Annotated in this window: 18 protein-coding genes; 12 read left to right on the top strand and 6 right to left on the bottom strand. The window is 34.6% G+C overall.

From position 1 onward, the window contains the following. Nucleotides 1–11: 11 nt before the first annotated feature. The 6 genes from BLT84_RS05490 (at nt 12) to BLT84_RS05465 (ending at nt 6,232) form a co-directional block, all read left to right on the top strand. The gene (locus BLT84_RS05490) at nt 12–917 is read left to right on the top strand and encodes a geranylgeranylglycerol-phosphate geranylgeranyltransferase (RefSeq protein ID WP_034886887.1); all 906 of its coding nucleotides are present in this window, start codon (nt 12–14) and stop codon (nt 915–917) included. Between the two features lie 71 nt (nt 918–988). After that, the gene (locus tag BLT84_RS05485) at nt 989–1,828 is read left to right on the top strand and encodes a pseudouridine synthase (RefSeq protein ID WP_034886889.1); all 840 of its coding nucleotides are present in this window, start codon (nt 989–991) and stop codon (nt 1,826–1,828) included. Nucleotides 1,829–2,188: 360 nt separating this feature from the next. Continuing rightward, nucleotides 2,189–3,592 carry an arginine decarboxylase gene (locus BLT84_RS05480; RefSeq protein ID WP_034886890.1) on the top strand — a complete coding sequence of 468 codons (1,404 nt, stop codon included), beginning with the start codon at nt 2,189–2,191 and terminating at the stop codon, nt 3,590–3,592. A gap of 62 nt (nt 3,593–3,654) precedes the next feature. Further along, entirely contained in the window at nt 3,655–4,533 is an 879-nt protein-coding gene (gene speB / locus BLT84_RS05475) for an agmatinase (protein ID WP_091263435.1), read from the top strand. Beyond that, nucleotides 4,526–5,497, top strand: a complete 972-nt coding sequence (locus BLT84_RS05470; protein WP_034886894.1) for a deoxyhypusine synthase family protein — start codon at nt 4,526–4,528, stop codon at nt 5,495–5,497. Before speB ends, BLT84_RS05470 begins: the two co-directional genes overlap by 8 nt. Before the next feature lie 108 nt (nt 5,498–5,605). After that, on the top strand, nt 5,606–6,232 hold the full coding sequence (locus BLT84_RS05465) for a lipid-A-disaccharide synthase N-terminal domain-containing protein (protein ID WP_091263433.1): 627 nt from the start codon (nt 5,606–5,608) through the stop codon (nt 6,230–6,232). On the opposite strand, the gene BLT84_RS05460 is transcribed toward BLT84_RS05465, so the two are convergent. From BLT84_RS05460 to BLT84_RS05435, 6 genes are all read right to left on the bottom strand, one after another. Next, nucleotides 6,158–7,585: a mannosyltransferase gene (locus tag BLT84_RS05460; protein WP_091263431.1), complete on the bottom strand. Its 1,428-nt coding sequence runs from the start codon at nt 7,583–7,585 to the stop codon at nt 6,158–6,160. The genes BLT84_RS05465 and BLT84_RS05460 overlap by 75 nt on opposite strands. Nucleotides 7,586–7,679: 94 nt before the next feature. After that, entirely contained in the window at nt 7,680–9,449 is a 1,770-nt protein-coding gene (locus BLT84_RS05455; protein WP_091263429.1) for a MutS-related protein, read from the bottom strand. Between the two features lie 18 nt (nt 9,450–9,467). After that, nucleotides 9,468–9,827: an MmcQ/YjbR family DNA-binding protein gene (locus BLT84_RS05450; RefSeq protein ID WP_091263427.1), complete on the bottom strand. Its 360-nt coding sequence runs from the start codon at nt 9,825–9,827 to the stop codon at nt 9,468–9,470. A gap of 37 nt (nt 9,828–9,864) precedes the next feature. Beyond that, nucleotides 9,865–10,476, bottom strand: coding sequence for a DUF4230 domain-containing protein (locus tag BLT84_RS05445; protein ID WP_091263425.1), 612 nt, complete (start codon nt 10,474–10,476; stop codon nt 9,865–9,867). Nucleotides 10,477–10,508: 32 nt separating this feature from the next. Further along, a complete protein-coding gene (locus tag BLT84_RS05440) occupies nt 10,509–13,382 on the bottom strand; it encodes a leucine--tRNA ligase (RefSeq protein ID WP_091263423.1) in 2,874 nt (957 codons plus the stop codon). Between the two features lie 105 nt (nt 13,383–13,487). After that, nucleotides 13,488–14,414 carry a ketopantoate reductase family protein gene (locus BLT84_RS05435; RefSeq protein ID WP_091263421.1) on the bottom strand — a complete coding sequence of 309 codons (927 nt, stop codon included), beginning with the start codon at nt 14,412–14,414 and terminating at the stop codon, nt 13,488–13,490. 202 nt (nt 14,415–14,616) lie between these two features. On the opposite strand from BLT84_RS05435, the gene BLT84_RS05430 reads away from it, so the two are divergent. The 6 genes from BLT84_RS05430 (at nt 14,617) to BLT84_RS05405 (ending at nt 18,725) form a co-directional block, all read left to right on the top strand. Further along, a complete protein-coding gene (locus tag BLT84_RS05430) occupies nt 14,617–15,495 on the top strand; it encodes a cell division protein FtsX (protein WP_091263419.1) in 879 nt (292 codons plus the stop codon). Nucleotides 15,496–15,633: 138 nt separating this feature from the next. Beyond that, entirely contained in the window at nt 15,634–15,891 is a 258-nt protein-coding gene (locus BLT84_RS05425; RefSeq protein ID WP_034886912.1) for a DUF3098 domain-containing protein, read from the top strand. A gap of 6 nt (nt 15,892–15,897) precedes the next feature. Beyond that, nucleotides 15,898–16,692, top strand: a complete 795-nt coding sequence (locus BLT84_RS05420) for an undecaprenyl-diphosphate phosphatase (protein ID WP_034886914.1) — start codon at nt 15,898–15,900, stop codon at nt 16,690–16,692. After that, entirely contained in the window at nt 16,682–17,383 is a 702-nt protein-coding gene (truB, locus tag BLT84_RS05415) for a tRNA pseudouridine(55) synthase TruB (RefSeq protein ID WP_091263417.1), read from the top strand. The genes BLT84_RS05420 and truB overlap by 11 nt, the downstream gene beginning before the upstream one ends. Nucleotides 17,384–17,419: 36 nt before the next feature. Next, nucleotides 17,420–18,139 (top strand): energy transducer TonB, encoded by a 720-nt coding sequence (locus tag BLT84_RS05410; protein ID WP_091263415.1) that lies wholly within the window; start codon nt 17,420–17,422, stop codon nt 18,137–18,139. Nucleotides 18,140–18,146: 7 nt separating this feature from the next. Further along, the gene (locus BLT84_RS05405) at nt 18,147–18,725 is read left to right on the top strand and encodes a DNA-3-methyladenine glycosylase I (RefSeq protein WP_091263412.1); all 579 of its coding nucleotides are present in this window, start codon (nt 18,147–18,149) and stop codon (nt 18,723–18,725) included. Nucleotide 18,726 lies beyond the last annotated feature (1 nt).

The following is an 18,726-nucleotide window of genomic DNA, read 5'->3' as shown; positions in this document are numbered from 1 at the left end:
CTCTAAATTTCATGGCGGCAGCTAAGAACAAACGATTATTGCTTAAGTTGCTGAGTTTGTTTTCGGTAGTGAGAGGATACAATATTTTAATATTGGTTCTGGCACAATACCTAACCTCAGCCTTTATATTAGCTCCAGAATTACCTTTAAGAAAAGTGTTTTTTGACGCTAATCTTTTCTTCCTAATTCTATCTTCTGCAACTATTATAGCATCTGGTTATATTATAAATAACTTTTATGATAGTGAAAAAGACCTTATTAATAGGCCAAAAAAAACAATGTTAGATAGGTTTATAAGTCAGCGCACCAAATTGTCTGTTTACTTTATTCTGAATTTCGCTTCCATATTTTTTGCCAGCTACGTATCTTTTAGAACGGTAGTATTCTTTTCTATCTACATATTCTTGATATGGGTTTACTCCTACAGGGTAAAAAAGATCCTTTTCTTAGGAAACCTAATGGCAAGTATTTTAGCTATCATTCCTTTTTTCGTCATATTTCTTTATTATAAGAATTTTGAGACAGTTATATTCATTCATGCTACTTTTCTCTATATCATGATCGTTATGCGAGAATTAGTGAAAGATCTGGAAAATTTAAAAGGCGATCTTATTTTGAATTACAAAACTATCCCAGTGGTGTATGGAGAGAAATGGAGCAAGTTTTTCCTTTCTGTGCTAACCATATTAGCAGTAGTACCAATTCTTCTTCTCACTACAAAATTTGATACAGGATATATGGATTACTATTTCTACACATCTTTTGTGTTACTGATATTCTTCTTGTTATTCTTATATTTTAGCTCGGCTAAATGGCAATATTTACTGTTGCATAATATTTTGAAGCTAATAATTGTTGCCGGAGTTTTCAGTATTTTATTAATAGATCACGCCGAAGTACTCAATCGTGTTTTTTAAGCATTGAAATCTTTAAGAATTAAGCTTAACAGACTGAGAATAATCGAGTATCTTTGCAAAAAATTTGAGATATGAGCAGAAACGAGAAATCTTCAAAAGGAAAAAGAGTTGGTAAGCAGATTGATGGAAGATCGAACAAGCCCGTTTCCAAAGATAAAGCACCTGTTAAAAAACAAACCCCTACAGCTAAGCCTGTAAAAAAGGAAGGTTTAAGATTAAATAAATACATTTCTAATTCTGGAGTTTGCTCTCGTAGAGACGCAGATATATACATTTCTGCAGGAAATGTTACCGTAAATGGTAAAACCGTAACCGAAATGGGTTATCGTGTTATGCTAACAGATGAGGTAAAATTTGACGGTAGAAGATTAAATCCAGAAAAGCCAGAATATGTCTTACTGAATAAACCTAAAGGATTCTTCACTACCGGAAGTTTAGAGAAAGGTTCTAAAACGGTTATGGATCTTGTGGCAAATGCTTCAAAAGGAAAAATAGTTCCTGTAGGAAAATTAGATAGACAAGCCAGCGGACTTTTATTGTTTACCAATGATGGTGCTTTAGAAAAGCAATTAGGAAAACCTAAAAATGGTATTCGCCAGATCTATCATGTAGAACTTACAAAGCCTGTTAGTTTTGAAGATATTCAGAAGATAAAAGACGGCATTACGCTTGAAGATGGTAAAATTAAAGTACAGGAGATAAGTTATATTGATAATAGACCTAAGAATGAAATTGGTCTGGAAACCAATAGCGTAAAACCTCACGTAGTACAAAGAATCTTTAAGAGCCTTGGTTATGAGGTGGAGAAATTAGATCGTGTAACCTTTGGCGGACTTACTAAAAAGGATCTTCCTAGAGGAACTTGGAGAGTACTTACCAAGCAAGAAATTATCAATCTGAAAGTGTTGTAGTTATCTCTAAAATTTTAAGATTTTAGTAATAACATTTTTAATACATTTGTAATGAAATTTGAAGAGATAAAAATTTGTGTAGATCTAATACTGTACAAATTTTTATCCTTATTTCATTAAAACGAATATTTATCTATACGTTAGAGAATAACCAAAAATCGGTTGATTAAATTGATTTTATACTCCGTTGCCATCTGTAAGATGCAACATCGCAAGAAGGCAAATAGCTTTCGGCAATCTCGCGAGCTCATTTCGGAATTCTTGCCAAACCCTTATCTTAACAATTATTTACCAGTCAATTTTTTTGATAGGATAAATAAATCCCTACATTTTCATCTTTAATTCATTTAAAATAAAGCATTGAATACTAAATATAGCAACTTAATAGACCAGACCTACTATTTTCCTCAAGAAGAATTTAAATTGGAAGATAATGAATTGCAGTTCCATGATATAGATCTTATGGAATTGGTAGAGAAATACGGTGCTCCGTTAAAGTTCACCTATTTACCCAAGATATCTCAAAATATTAACCGAGCGAAGGTTTGGTTTAAAAATGCCATAGAAAAGCACGATTATAAAGGAAATTATAATTATTGCTACTGCACAAAAAGTTCTCATTTTGAACATGTTTTGAATGAGGCACTAAAGAATGACATACATATTGAAACTTCTTCTGCTTTTGATATCAATATCGTTCAGAAATTGAAACAAACAGGGAAGATCACAGATGACACTTATGTAATCTGTAATGGTTTTAAAAGAGATCAGTATATTTCTAACATAGCAGATCTTATGAATAGCGGGCACAAGAATTGTATCCCCATTATAGATAATTATGAAGAAATTGATCTATTATCTGAAAAGATAAATGACCCTTATAAAATAGGAATTAGAATTGCATCTGAAGAAGAGCCAAAATTTGAATTCTATACCTCTAGACTTGGAATTGGATATAAGAATATAGTTCCATTCTTTAATAAAAAGATCAAAGAAAATGAGCAAGTAGAGCTTAAAATGCTTCACTTTTTCATCAATACTGGTATTAGAGACACATCTTACTACTGGAATGAGCTTAATAAATGTTTGAAGGTTTATATCGACCTTAAAAAAGTATGTCCAACATTAGATAGTTTGAACATTGGTGGCGGTTTTCCTATTAAGAATTCCCTTGCTTTTGATTATGATTATCAATATATGGTAGAGGAGATCATCAATCAGATCAAATTAACCTGTGAAGAAGCAGAGGTTGATGTTCCAAATATCTTTACAGAGTTTGGTTCTTTTACGGTTGGTGAAAGTGGAGGAGCTATCTATGAGATCCTTTATCAAAAACAACAAAATGATAGAGAGAAGTGGAACATGATCAATTCATCTTTCATTACTACATTACCAGATACATGGGCAATTAGCAAGAAATTTGTGATGCTAGCAATCAACCGTTGGAATGATGAGTATGAGCGAGTACTACTAGGAGGATTAACTTGTGATAGTGATGATTATTACAACTCAGAGCAAAATACAAATGCTATCTATCTTCCAAAATATAGAAAGGATAAGCCTCTATATATAGGATTTTTTAATACTGGAGCCTATCAGGAAAGCATTGGTGGATTTGGTGGATTGCAACACTGTTTGATCCCTTCTCCAAAGCATATTTTAATAGATAGAGATGAAGATGGAAATCTAAAGACAGAACTTTTTAGCAATCAACAAACCTCAGATGAGCTATTGAATATTCTGGGATACGACACAAATAAGTAAATTCTCAAAAAAAATTATAACTTTAAGCAAAAATTGAAACTTAAATCTTTTAAAATCAAGCAATGAGCAAAAAGAATTACGCCGGGATACCAGACAAATATGCCAGAATAGATGAGGCTAAAGTGGTATTGATTCCCGTTCCCTATGATGGAACAAGTTCTTGGCAAAAAGGGGCAGACAAAGGTCCTGAAGCATTTTTACATGCATCTGAGAACATGGAACTTTTCGACATCGAAACCCGCACAGAAGTTTACAAAAAAGGTATTTACTTGGCTCCACCGGTAACAGAGAACGCATCTCCAGAGAAAATGGTAGAAGCTGTTCAAAAGATTACCAAGAATTACATAGACCAGGAAAAATTTGTTACCATTTTTGGAGGTGAACATTCTGTAAGTATTGGAACAATTCGCGCGTTTAACGATGCTTTTCCAGATCTTACTGTAGTACAATTAGATGCTCATGCAGATTTAAGACCAGAATATGAAGGAAGCAAATGCAATCACGCATGTGCCCTTCACGAAGCAAGTAAAACTACCAACCTTTTGCAGGTAGGAATTAGATCTATGGATATTTCAGAAATGGACCACATGGATGAAAATCAGGTTTATTTTGCACATGATCTTTATGAAGATTGGATGGACGATGCTATTGGGCAGATGACTCCTAATGTTTTCATCACGATAGATCTTGATGCTTTTGACCCTTCTATTTTACCATCTACAGGAACTCCAGAACCGGGAGGACTTTTTTGGTATGAAACCTTAGAATTCTTGAAAATGATGTTCAAGAAAAAGAACGTTGTAGGGTTTGACATTGTAGAACTCTGTCCTAATGAAAAAGATAAATCTTCAGATTTTCTTGCAGCCAAATTATATTATAAAATGTTGTGCTATAAGTTCAAATATCAAAACCATAACCCAGACGAAGACGAAGATGAGTAAAGGAGCGATTTCCCAATTTATTAAAAAATATTATTTACACTTTAATTCTGCAGCGCTTGTAGATGCTGCTGAAGCATACGAAAAACAACTTGCTCAAGGTTCTAAAATGTTGGTTTCTCTTGCAGGAGCAATGAGTACTGCCGAAATAGGAAAAATATTTGCTGAAATGATCCGTAAGGATAAATTGCAAATAATTTCTTGTACAGGTGCCAACTTGGAAGAAGATGTAATGAATTTAGTAGCGCATTCTCACTACAAAAGAGTGCCAAATTACAGAGATTTAACTCCTCAAGATGAGTGGGATCTTTTAGAAAAAGGACTAAACAGAGTTACAGATACTTGTATTCCTGAAGAAGAAGCTTTTAGAAGAATTCAAGAGCACATTGTTAAGATCTGGAAAGATGCTGAAGCTGCCGGAGAACGTTATTTCCCGCATGAATACATGTATAAATTATTGCTTTCTGGAGTATTAGAAGAGTATTACGAAATAGATCTTAAAGATTCTTGGATGTATGCTGCAGCCGAAAAGAACTTACCAATTGTAGTACCGGGATGGGAAGACAGCACAATGGGTAACATTTTTGCTTCTTATGTTCTTAAAGGTGAATTGAAAGCTAGCACTATGAAATCTGGAATTGAGTATATGACTTTTCTTGCAGATTGGTATACTGAAAATTCTAAAGAAGGAATTGGATTCTTCCAAATTGGTGGAGGTATCGCAGGAGATTTCCCAATTTGTGTAGTGCCAATGTTGTATCAAGATATGGAAAGAACAGATACTCCTTTTTGGAACTATTTCTGCCAGATCTCAGATTCTACCACAAGTTACGGATCTTACTCTGGAGCTGTTCCAAATGAAAAGATCACTTGGGGTAAATTAGACATCAATACACCTAAGTTTATAATTGAAAGTGATGCTACAATTGTAGCTCCATTAATATTCGCTTACTTATTGGATATGTAATCCAATTTAAAATACAAACATTTTTAAAGGCTGCTCATAATATATAATTGAGCAGCCTTTATTTATGAGTTAGATTAAGATATTTACCTTTTTACATCCATAAAAATTATGAAAGACTGGTTGGTTTACGGAATTGGTTTTCTTGCACAACTTATGTTTTCTTCAAGATTGATCATTCAATGGCTAAGATCTGAAAAAGCAAAAGAGGTAAAAACACCTACTATTTTTTGGAAATTGAGCCTTCTTGGAGCAATCTTTTTCTTCATCTACGGATATTTGAGAGATGATATTGCCATTATGATCGGTCAAGCGTTAATATATGCTGTTTACTTTAGAAACCTTCAGTTAAAAGGACATTGGAAAGATTCAAACATATTCCTTAAAGTAGCAGTTATTGTTTCTCCTATCCTTATCACGCTATATATGGTATTTTTTGCTACCCTAGATTGGAGCAAATTATTCCACGGAGAAAATCTAGCTTTATGGATAGTTTTAATGGGTATAATAGGCCAAATAATTTATACCGGTAGGTTTATTTATCAGTGGTATTATTCAGAAAAAAATCAGGAGTCCACATTGCCAAAAACTTTTTGGATCATCAGTTTAACTGGGTCTGCAATTATTTTTACCTATGCAATCTTCAGAAAAGATCCGGTCCTATTATCGGCTCATTTCTTTGGCGCTATCATTTACATCAGAAACCTCATCATTATCGCCAAAGGCAAAGAGTCTTGATGGAGATTCTAATTTAAGCCAAAACACTTCATACATAAACATTCCTATTACCACTATATATTCTAGTGCTACAAGCCATAAATTTTCGTGATAAATTTCATGTATGTAAGCGGTATAACTGAGAATCACTATAAAAGACCAGATCAGGGCAAATTTATATCTGGTAAATACAGAAAGTATTAAGGGCATTGCTACATACCAAGGGTGAATGGTTGTAGAAAGAAAGAAATAAACACTTACCGTTAACAACATACTCACAATAAGCTTCTTTAAGGAATTGTTTTTTCTGAACAAAGCCAATGCTCCAATAATAAGAATAACAAGTACAGGCAGCACCTTTCCTGCAGTAGCGATAATATTGTAGCCTTTAACTTGAAAGCCAACCCACCTCACCACATAATAAATACTGGCATTGAATTCAAATTTTTGAAACCATAAGCCAATACTATCCATAAAGTTCGAGATCAATTCTGAAGAAAGGAAAGGAAGAAAGCTTAAAATAACCACAGCTCCTACTATAAGATAATACAAGATCAACTTTCCAAAATTTAGATTGTAAGCATTATTTTTCTTGCTGAAAAATCTAAATAACAAGGGTAAAAAGATCAACGGTAAAAGTTTAAGAGAAATGGAAAGCGCGATAAAAACAGCACTTAAGATCCATTTTTTTATAACTAAATAGTAAAGCGAAAGTATGAGTAAAAATATCATCACCCCTTCAAAATGAAGGTTTCCGGTAAGTTCTATAATAATAAACGGATTGAGTATAAACCAAAAGATCTGATATTCCGGTAACTTTAATTTCTTTAGCAATTTTCTTCCAAAATATAAAGTTCCAAGATCTGCTAAAATGATCACCGATCTTAGCACTACTACAGCACCTAAAATACTCTTTCCTGAAAGTATCCCAGCTAATGCAAATATGATCTGATTTAGCGGTGGATAATTGGTGTAATGACTCGCATTCAAAGCTCCCATTCCTTTATATAACTCAGGAGCCTGAGCGATAGGAGCTGTTCCCGAAGCTATTAAATTTTCAGGTAAATATAAATATGGATTCCATCCCGCGGCGATCATTCTGCCATCCCATATAAATCGATAAAAATCTTGTGAGAGATTGGGAATAGCAAAGAGAAAAATCAACCTAAAAACTAATGCCAGCGTTGCGAGTAACCAGAATTGGCTCTTCTCGATCTTGACGATCTTCCAGGTTAAAAAGAAAGCTCCCGTGTAAAGTCCAAAAAGTTTAATAAAATCTGCGCGATCTAGATCGTATGCAAAAGAGAAATAGAACAATACCACCGCGACTGCCATTAGCAAGGTCATTTTGTGGTATTGAAAGAACTTCTTCATTAAGGAATACGTGATTAAGTTTTCGTTGTCACATCGAGCGGAGTCGAGATGCTTTAACAAGCTTAGTAAAATATGTAAAAAGCCTCTTGGTGGCTTAGTCTACGATCTTCATCTTTTTCAAAAGAAAGGAAGCATTCATATTCTGGCAAATTCCATCCTTAAATTTATAGTCAAAATGCAATTCATCATTGATTATCTCTGCATCAAAATAATGGTTTTCCACTTGAGGTAATTCTGTAGCCACTTCACATAAACTAAGATCGTGCGTAGCAATAATTCCTGTAGAATGTGAACCAACTAACTTTTGAATGAATTTTCTGGAACCAATCGCTTTATCGGTACTATTGGTACCTTTCAAAATTTCATCTAATATGATAAAATATTTATCGGTTTTAATTTCATTTACAATAAACTGAAGTCGTTTTAATTCTGAAAAGAAATAAGATTCATCATCGCTTAACGAATCTGTGGTGCGCATGCTCGTAATGAGTTTTATAGGAGAATAATCGCAACTGGTAGCACAAACCGGCAATCCAATATTTGCCATGACAATTTGCAAAGAAACCGTTCTTAAAAAAGTACTTTTTCCCGCCATGTTCGCTCCGGTAATTATAAAAAATTGTTCATTTTCTATACTGAAATTATTTGCGATACGCTTTTCAGGATTCAATAATGGATGCGCAAGACTAGTAGCTTTTATGATATGCTCATCTGAATTGATATTTGGAAACACAAATTGCGGGTGATTAAAAGCAAAATTCCCGAGACTGTTATAAGCATCCATCTTTTCAATTACCTCAAACCAACTTTTCACATTTTGATGATAGTTCCTGATCCATTTTTCGAGTTTATAAGATTGTTGAAGATCCCACAATAAAAATCCGTTTAGCAAAACTCCGATCAAAAAATTGCTTCTCTGGTCTAAAGAATCTATCGCTTTAGAAAATTCTTTAAAAATGGCAGATGCTTTTTTAGTTTCAGAATGTATTTCCTGTTGTTGCTTTTTTAAAATCCCAGAAGAAAATTCGGTATTCTCCATCATTCCCAATAATTGGTGATATTGATGAAAAGTATCCTGCACTTTATCTACACTCATAGATAGTAGGTTCACATTTCTTAAATAGAACCCGGAATAAAGCAATCCTGCCAAAAACCAAAGAAAAAATTGCAGTCCGGTAACGTAATCTGCAAAATAACCAATACAAAGAAGCAGCGAAATAATAGAAAACCCGGCCGCAACCCACGGAATGTATTTCGGAACAAAACTTTTATAACTACGGAACCATTCAAGCACTGTGTTTGAAGGAGTTTCAGTTTTCACAAGATTGGCTACCGCCGTGAATTCTTGTCTCCACAGCACTTTATCTGCCAACTCCTTAATGGCTTCTTGTTTCTTAACAATTCCATCAATTGAATTTTCAGTTAAAATTCCCGCAAGTTTGATCTCTCCTTCTCTTAGTGCTGCTCTGTTTATATATTGAAAAAAAGAACCTTTCCCAAAAAGATCAATATCGTGACTAAAAGGATGTAACGGATTTTCATATTCTTTACCAGTTGGCAGATCTGAATAATTCCTTTGAAGCACTCTTATTTCCTGAGCATTGATCTCTACCAATTGTTTGATCTTATCTCTCTGATATTGCATATCAGAATGCCGAGATACTAAAAATAGAAAAATGGCGATACCTACAAGAAATATAAAAGCAATCACCTTAAAATCGCCGAAAAAGTAATAGATGCCAAAAGCAGTAATTAGAAAAACAGCCAACCTAAGCAAGCTGGAAAGACTCAGCTTTTTATTGGCAGTTTTTAATAGATCTTCCTGTTTATTTTTTTCTTGCGTATAAAATTCTAATGTTGTCATACAGAAATTTACTGTTGATTATAGGCTGTTAAGTTCTTGTTGTAATTTTTTGGTAAGGCTGGAAACAACTAACGTATAAGAGTGATCTATCAATTCAAAGATCATTGAGCTATTGATAGTTCCATTTAAAACAACCGTATTCCAGTGTTGTTTATTCATATGGTATCCCGGTAAAATAATTTCCGGATATTCTTCTCTTAGCTGAATTGCTTTCTCCGGATCGCATTTTAAATTCACTCGTAAAGGCACCTCATCTAAACCAACCAAAGCGAACATTTTTCCCATCACTTTAAAAACTAAGGTATCCGGACCAAAGGGAAGTTCTTCTGTAACGCCTTTTTTGGCTAGGCAATAATCTCTTAGAACATCGATATCCATAGTTATTAATTTAAAAGAGATTTAGGATAGAACTGATTTATTTCAATTTCGGCTGCTCTTCGGTTTGAGTTTCTAAGGCAGTATAATCTAGCTTCCAACCAATAGTTTCTACTATTTTTTCAATAAGAAGAATGGTACTCAATGCTTCTTTTCTGGCTTTTTCCAAAAGTCCGCTTTGAGGGATCTTGTCTACAATATGCTTTTTCGCATCTCTATTTATATCGGTAAGATCTGAAGTGGTAAAAGGATTTGCCCAACCTTCACGCTTATCGTAATATTTAAAATCTGTTTCTACCGTTAATAATTCCGGCTGCGGAAAATTGGTAAGTATGATCTTCTTTGCTTCGTTATCGCTATCCATCCTGATCTTACTAAGATCAAAACCTATATGAGCTTTTGCAGTAATAAGAACAATGGCTTTTTTCTTTCCGAAGATAAGACTCACATATTTCTCTTTCAGATTTTCATAATGATAGATCTCAGAGAAATCGCCTTCTACGGTGATGAATTTACAAACGCTCTTGATCTTATCCATCAAGATCACCGATTGCTCATCTGCCTTCTGCTTCTTATTATGATTGCTGAATCTGGCAAAAATGAAATAAGCAACAATGGCACCGGCGGCAAGTCCTATAAAAAGATATTCCATACTTCAAATATAATCAAAAACAGTTCGAGTGCTTAGCCTACAATATTTACGATCTTTCCGGGAACAACGATCACCTTTTTAGGAGTTCTTCCTTCCAATTGTTTTTGGGTTCTTTCATCTGCCATCACCGTTTTTTCTATTTCATCTTTGCCCATATCTAAAGGCAATTCCAACGTAAATCTCATTTTCCCGTTAAAGGAAACTGGATATTCTTTGGTGCTTTCTATTAAATACTTCTCTTCAAACACAGGATATTCAGCTGTTGAAATAGATTCAGAATGACCTAATTTTTGCCATAACTCTTCAGCAATATGCGGAGCGTAAGGCGCTAAAAGAATAGCTAAAGGTTTTAAGATCTCTCTCTGATTGCATTTTTGCGCTGAAAGTTCATTTACACAGATCATAAAGGTTGAAACTGAAGTATTAAAGCTGAAAGCTGCGATATCTTCGGTTACTTTTTTGATGGTCTTATGAAGTGTTTTTAAAGAATCTGCTGAAGGCTTCGCGTCTGAAACTTCAAATGTTTCTCCGTTGAAATATAATTTCCAGAATTTTTTCAAGAAACTATGCACTCCTGTGATTCCAGCAGTATTCCAAGGTTTTGCCTGTTCTAAAGGCCCTAAGAACATTTCGTACATCCTTAAAGTATCTGCGCCATATTGCTGACAGATCTCATCTGGATTTACCACATTGTACTTAGATTTAGACATTTTCTCTACCTCTCTACCTACAATATACTTTCCATCTTCAGTTACAAACTCAGCATTTCCAAACTCTGGCCTCCATTTTTTGAAAGCTTCAACATCTAATTCTTCAGAAGCATTTACAAAAGAAACATCTGCATGAATTGGCTGTACATTTTTACCTTCGATAAAATTCTTAGAAACAAATTTGTTCTCTCCTTCTATTCTGTACACAAAAGCACTGGTTCCCAAGATCATCCCTTGGTTGATCAATTTTTTGAAAGGTTCTTCTACAGTTACCATTTTACGGTCATATAAGAACTTGGTCCAAAATCTTGAATATAACAAGTGACCAGTAGCATGCTCGCTACCACCAATATATAGGTCTACATTTTCCCAGTAGTTCTGAGCTTCTTCTGAAGTAAATCTATCTTCATTTTGAGCATCCATATATCTAAAGAAATACCAAGAACTTCCTGCCCATCCAGGCATGGTATTTAGCTCCAAAGGATATATTCCATTGTCTAAAGACCCCTCGACTTCGCTCGGGGTGACATTTTTATTAGCTTCGTCATGCTGAACTTGTTTCAGCATCTCATTAGAAACCACTTTATTATTCTTTGTATCCCAAGCCCATTCAGAAGAGTTTCCTAGAGGAGGTTCTCCTGTTTCGGTTGGTAAATATTTCTCAACTTCAGGCAATCTTAATGGCAAATGTTCTTTTTCGATCATTTGCGGAAGTCCGTTTACGTAGTACACAGGAAATGGTTCTCCCCAATATCTTTGGCGAGAGAAAACCGCATCTCTCAATCTATAATTGGTCTTTCCTTTACCTCTGCCTAATTTTTCTAATTCCAGAATGGCTTTGTTTAAAGCTTCTTTATAAGAAAGTCCGCTAAGAAAATCTGAATTTGCAATAACAGTTCCTTCTTTTCCTGAAAAAGCTTCTTCAGAAATATCTACATTTTCAAAAATATTCTTGATAGGAAGCTCAAAATGCTTCGCAAAATCATAATCACGTTGATCTCCACATGGCACCGCCATTACAGCTCCGGTTCCATAGCCTGCAAGTACATAATCTCCAATCCAGATAGGAATTGGCTCTTTAGTTAGAGGATGTTCTGCATAAGCACCTGTAAAAACTCCTGATATAGTCTTTACATCTGCCATACGCTCACGCTCACTTCTTCTTGCTGATGCTTTTATATAGGCTTCAACTTCTTCTTTTTGCTTTGCGGTGGTTATCTTTTCTACCAATTCATGTTCCGGCGCAAGGGTCATAAAAGTTACTCCGTAAATAGTATCTGGTCTTGTGGTGAAAACTGAAATATCTATTCCGGTATTTTGTTCCTTGAATTTCACCAAAGCACCCACAGATTTCCCGATCCAGTTACGCTGACTTTCTTTTAAGCTTTCGCTCCAATCTATGTTTTCCAGACCTTGCAATAATCTTTCAGCAAACGCAGAGATACGCATGCTCCATTGTGTCATTTTCTTGCGAACAACAGGATATCCTCCACGCTCTGAAACTCCATTCACAATTTCGTCATTAGCCAACACAGTTCCCAATTGTGGGCACCAGTTCACCTCGGTTTCAGCTAAATAAGTAAGTCTGTATTTTAATAAGATTTGTTGTTTTTCTTCTTCAGAATAAGCATTCCAATCTGCAGCAGAAAATTCTTCAATTTCATCATCACAAGCAGCATTTACCGCAGAGTTTCCTTCCGCAGCAAAAATTCCTACCAATTCTGAAATTGCTCTAGATTTATCTTCAGCAACATCATACCAAGAATCAAAAAGCTGAATAAAGATCCATTGCGTCCATTTGTAATACTCTGCATTACTGGTGCGCACTTCTCTGCTCCAATCAAAAGAAAATCCTATTTTATCTAATTGTTCTCTATATCTGGCAATATTCTCTTCTGTAGTTATAGCAGGATGTTGACCGGTTTGAATAGCATACTGCTCTGCAGGTAATCCAAAACTATCATAACCTTGAGGATGCAACACATTAAAACCTTTATGACGCTTGAATCTAGCATAGATATCACTGGCAATATAACCTAGCGGATGCCCAACATGTAATCCTGCACCAGATGGATAAGGAAACATATCCAGCACATAATATTTAGGTTTATCGCTATTGTTCTTTGCTTGAAAAGTTTGGTTCTCTGCCCAATATTTCTGCCACTTGGCCTCAATCTCGTTAAAATGGTAACTCATTGCTATAATTTTCTAGAAAAAATAAATCCTGAAACTAAAATTTCAGGAATAAGCCACAAAGTTACGATTTTATACACGTATAGAATACTTAAGGCTTACGGATTTTTACTGAGCTCTGGCCTTCTTCTCCATGGGCAATAAACACTCATAAACATATTCATTTACAGGTGTAGCAATTCCCAAACGCTTGCCTTCTTTAACTATATAGCCATTAAAATTTTCCAATTCTGAAGGTTTTCCGCTCATAATATCCCTTTGAGTAGAAGCCGTGGTTCCTACCGGAAGTTTCTGAATAACCTCAAAAGCCCAGTCATAATTCTTTTGAGAAAGCGCTATTCCTTTGGCATTTGCAACAGCCAAAATTTCCTTAGCTGTATTTTTCATAAGACCATATAAATACTCGCTTTCTCGCATAACATCTATAGATACTCGAGTGAGTCCACCAAGACCGCTAACGGTGGTAATAAACAAAAATTTCTGCCAGATCTCTATTTGAATGTTTTCGGGAATAATATTGGTGATTTTCGAATCATCAAAGATCTCTTTTAGCTGAAGGATTCTCTCCGATTTAGAATTATCAAGTTCTCCAAAAGTGATCAGCGGATCTCGAGAAGCGTGTTTTATTTGTCCGGGGCCCGTTACGAAAGTCACAATATTACAAAGCCCTCCTATGACATTCTTTTTAGGAAATACTTTTAGTAGATTTTCAACATTATTGGCCCCATTTTGCAACGGTAAGATCATGGTTTCTTCTCCAACAAAAGGCTTTAATGCTTTAGCAGCCTCAGGAATTTGCCAAGATTTAATTCCTAAAATTATTAGATCTGGAGATGGAACTTTACTAAGATCGTCTGTAGCAAGAAAAGGTTCAACTCTAAAATTACCATTGATGCTCTCTACTTCCAATCCGTTTTGCTGAATTGCTTCTAAGTGTTCACCTCTGGCAATCATACTAACTTTATATCCGGCATCTGCAATTCTTCCCCCAAAATAACCACCTACGCCACCGGTACCGTATATTAATATATTCATCTTATTAAAGATTAATTAGAAATTTATGCCACTTTATGCCTATTAAAAGCTTAAGATTTGGAATATATATTATCATCATGCCAATGTTAGATCTAACCTTTATTCTATTCTTATCCTTAAAGAATAAATCTGAAAGATTAAACGTTTTAAAGATAGGGAATCATTAAGTTTATTATTTTTACAAAAAATCTGTAACCACTCTATGAGTACATCTTTTGAAAGGTATCAAAAAAGAAGATTGATTTCTTCTTATTTTTCTGTTGTGATTAGTATTTCACTCGTACTTTTTCTACTTGGATTATTAGGTCTCCTAGTATTAAATACTAAAAAAGTAGCCGATCATTTCAAAGAGCAAATAGCCCTAACCGTCTACCTTAAAGATAATGCAAAAGATGTTGAAATTGAGCAATTAAAGAAAAGTCTTGCGATGGCAGAATACACTAAAACCAGTGTTTTTGTTTCTAAAGAACAAGCTGCAGAAGAGCAAAGCAAGGAAATTGGTGAAGATTTTATGGACTTTCTGGGTTACAACCCATTACAGAACTCTATAGATGTTCACATGAAGGCAGATTATGTAGATTCTGAACAAATAGACAAAATAGCATCAGATATTACTGCCAAAAATTTTGTAGATGAAGTGATCTATGACAAACCATTAATTGCCTTGTTAAATGACAATGTTAAAAAAATAAGTTTCTGGATCCTAGTAATCAGCGGACTTTTCACGTTTATAGCGGTATTGCTTATTAATAGCTCTATAAGATTGGCTGTATATTCCAAGCGTTTTATCATTAAAACTATGCAAATGGTAGGTGCCACCAAGAGTTTTATTCGCAGACCATTTATATGGCAAAGCGTAAAATTGGGAATTATTGGTGCTGTACTTGCGTTAATAGGAATGGGAATCGTTTTGTTTTATCTCAATAAAAGTTTCCCGGAGTTGGAATTACTTAGAGACTCAACGTTATTAATAGCTTTATTTTTGGGGGTATTTTTAATGGGTATTTTTATAACCTGGCTAAGTACATTCTTTGCCACTTCAAGATTTCTAAATTTAAAAACAGACGAATTATATTATTAATCTATTAGCTGCCATAAATATAACAATAACAATTTAGCGATTTTGGCTAATTTTGAGGCAGATAAATTAATGTATGGACGAATCATATTAAAATATTAGTGTATTCGTAACCAAGTTTGGACAATTAAAAAATTATCAATGAATAAAAATAATAAACCTTTACATAAGCAAGATCTCAACTTTGTATTCGGCAAAAAGAACTACACGTTTATGTTTATTGGATTAGCTGTAATTGCATTGGGCTTTATTTTAATGTCTGGCGGTGGAAGTGATGACCCTAATGTATTTAATGCGGAGATCTACAATTTTAGAAGAATTAGATTAGCGCCTGCCTTAGTTTTAATAGGATTTGGAATTGAAGCTTATGCTATTTTATTAAATCCCAATAAAAAATAATTTACTTTGAACGAATTTGATGCAGTAGTCCTGGGAATTATCCAAGGACTTACAGAATTTTTACCGGTTTCCTCTAGTGGACATCTAGAACTTGGAAAAGCCATTTTAGGAGACCACAGCATACCAAGTGAATCTCTACTTTTTACTGTTGTTTTGCATTTTGCAACTGCACTAAGCACTATTGTCATCTTCAGAAAAGATATTATTGAGATCATAAAAGGTCTCTTTCAATTTAAGTGGAATGAGGAAACTCAGTTCTCACTAAAGATCATTTTATCCATGATCCCAGCAGCAATGGTGGGATTACTTTTTGAGGAAGAAATGGATGTATTATTTGAAGGAAATTTACTATTAGTAGGCTTTATGCTAATTATAACTGCACTACTACTGTGGTTGGCAGATAAAGCAAAAAGCACCGGAAAACAAGTTAGTTTTAGCAATGCTTTTGTTATTGGAGTTTCTCAGGCAATAGCCATATTACCAGGAATTTCCAGATCTGGAGCAACCATCTCCACCTCTGTATTATTGGGTAATGATAAAGCAAAAGCAGCTAGATTTTCTTTTTTAATGGTAGTCCCTTTGATCTTAGGTAAAATAGCTAAAGATGTTTTAAGTGGAGATCTAGCGGCAAGTAGCACAGATTCTTCTGTCTTAATTATTGGGTTTGTTGCAGCATTTTTAGCAGGTTTAGTTGCCTGTACGTGGATGATAAAACTGGTAAAGAATAGTAAATTATCATATTTTGCTATCTATTGTTTAATTGTTGGAATCATTGCAATTGGATTTGGGTATGCAAACTAAAACTATCACTCCAGAAGAATTTAAAGAGGGACAAATACTTTTATTTGACAAACCTCTAAATTGGACTTCCTTTCAGCTGGTGAATAAGGCAAGATGGCTGATTAGAAAAAGCTGCAATATCAAAAAGATAAAAGTTGGGCACGCTGGAACTTTAGATCCTTTAGCTACCGGCCTACTTGTAATTTGTACTGGGAAATTTACCAAGAGAATTGAACAGTTTCAAGGTCAGGAAAAAGAATATACCGGCACCTTTACTTTAGGGGCAACTACTCCTTCTTACGATATGGAAACCGAAGTAGATGAAACATTTCCTATAGATCATATTTCTGAAAACAATATTACCAATGTAACATTTGATTTTATTGGAGAAATAGAACAAATACCCCCAGTTTTTTCGGCTTTAAAAAAGGATGGGAAGCGACTTTATGAGTACGCTAGAAATGGGGAAGACGTGGAAGTTAAATCAAGAAAGGTAACAATAACCGAATTTGAGATCACTGAAATTAGATTTCCGGAAGTAGACTTCAGAGTAGTTTGTAGCAAAGGAACCTATATTAGAAGTCTCGCTAACGATTTTGGTAAAGCATTGGGTTCTGGCGCATATCTTTCAGCTTTAAGAAGAACTAGAATTGGAGATTTTAAGGTTGAAGATTCCATAGATTTGGAAGCATTTCAAAATTTATTACCTTAAGCTAGAATAAACGAGGTATTAAGGAGTTTTAATTCTATGGATTTTTTTGACAGACATAAAGCTTTGATAATTACCTCGCTGCTATTTTTGCTGTTGATGCTTAGTTTATATAATTTCAATCTATCCAACAATAATGAGAAAACTCGAGAGATGCTTATAGATCTTGAAAGTTTTAAGACTGAGCAAGCGGAAGAAAAAAAACCGGAAGAAATAGAACCGGCAAAGATCCCTCAAAAAAATACAGTAAAAACACATCAAGCATATAATGAAAATCAGGAATCTAGAGATGCTAACTTCAGCAAACAACTAGATGAGATCTTTCAAAAGAATAGTGCTTCACAGCAAGAAACTTCAGACAACGAAAGCACAAGCGGATCTGGTAATTTTACAACACAAAATTCTCCCAAAAAGAAAGAGGTAAAGAAAAGGTCTGATGGCAACCAGACTACAGAAAATACTTCTGCTAAAAATGGAGGTCTAGACAATAGCTCTATTTCATTTTCTTTAAAAGGTAGAAGTGCTGTGGATATCCCAAACCCTATTTACACCTGTGATCTACCTGGTAGAGTTGTAGTGAATATTACCGTTAATGAAGGAGGGCGTGTTATAGCTACTGCTATAAATAAGGCAAGTTCTACCTCTAATAATGAATGTCTCACCCAACAGGCATTACAATATGCTTCTCAGGCTGTTTTTAGCAAGTTGGCTGGCAGAACAGCCCAACCGGGTACCATTACCTACCAATTTAAACCATAGTCTTGATATGAATGATCTAAAAAGATGTAGTTGGTGTGAGGGCGATGCGTTATACGAAGCTTATCATGATAAAGAATGGGGAGTTCCTGTTCGTGATGACGCAACCCTATTCGAATTCTTGATACTAGAAACATTTCAAGCAGGATTAAGTTGGATAACGATTTTAAGAAAAAGAGAGAACTTTAAAGAAGCCTTTGATGAATTTGATTATAAAAAAATAGCTGAATATACTGAAGATAAAATACAAGAGTTATTATTAAACGCAGGCATTATTAGAAATAAATTGAAGGTTAGAGCTGCTATTACCAATGCTCAGGCTTTTTTAAAGATCCAAAATGAATTTGGAAGCTTTAGCAATTATATCTGGAAATTTGTTGAGAATAAGCCTATTCAAAATACAGTTGAGAATTACAAAAAAGCTCCTGCAACTTCAGAAATAAGTGATCTGCTAAGCAAAGACCTCAAAAAACGCGGCTTTAAATTCGTGGGCTCTACGGTAATGTATGCTTATATGCAAGCCGTTGGTATGGTAAATGACCATGAAGAAAATTGCTATAGAAATAGAGTGCTAAGCAGTAAAAATTAAA

It is taken from the genome of Gillisia sp. Hel1_33_143, assembly GCF_900104765.1.
Classification (GTDB): domain Bacteria; phylum Bacteroidota; class Bacteroidia; order Flavobacteriales; family Flavobacteriaceae; genus Gillisia.
The sequence above is the reverse complement of the archived record's forward strand: the minus strand, read 5'-3'. Positions and strand labels throughout refer to the sequence as shown.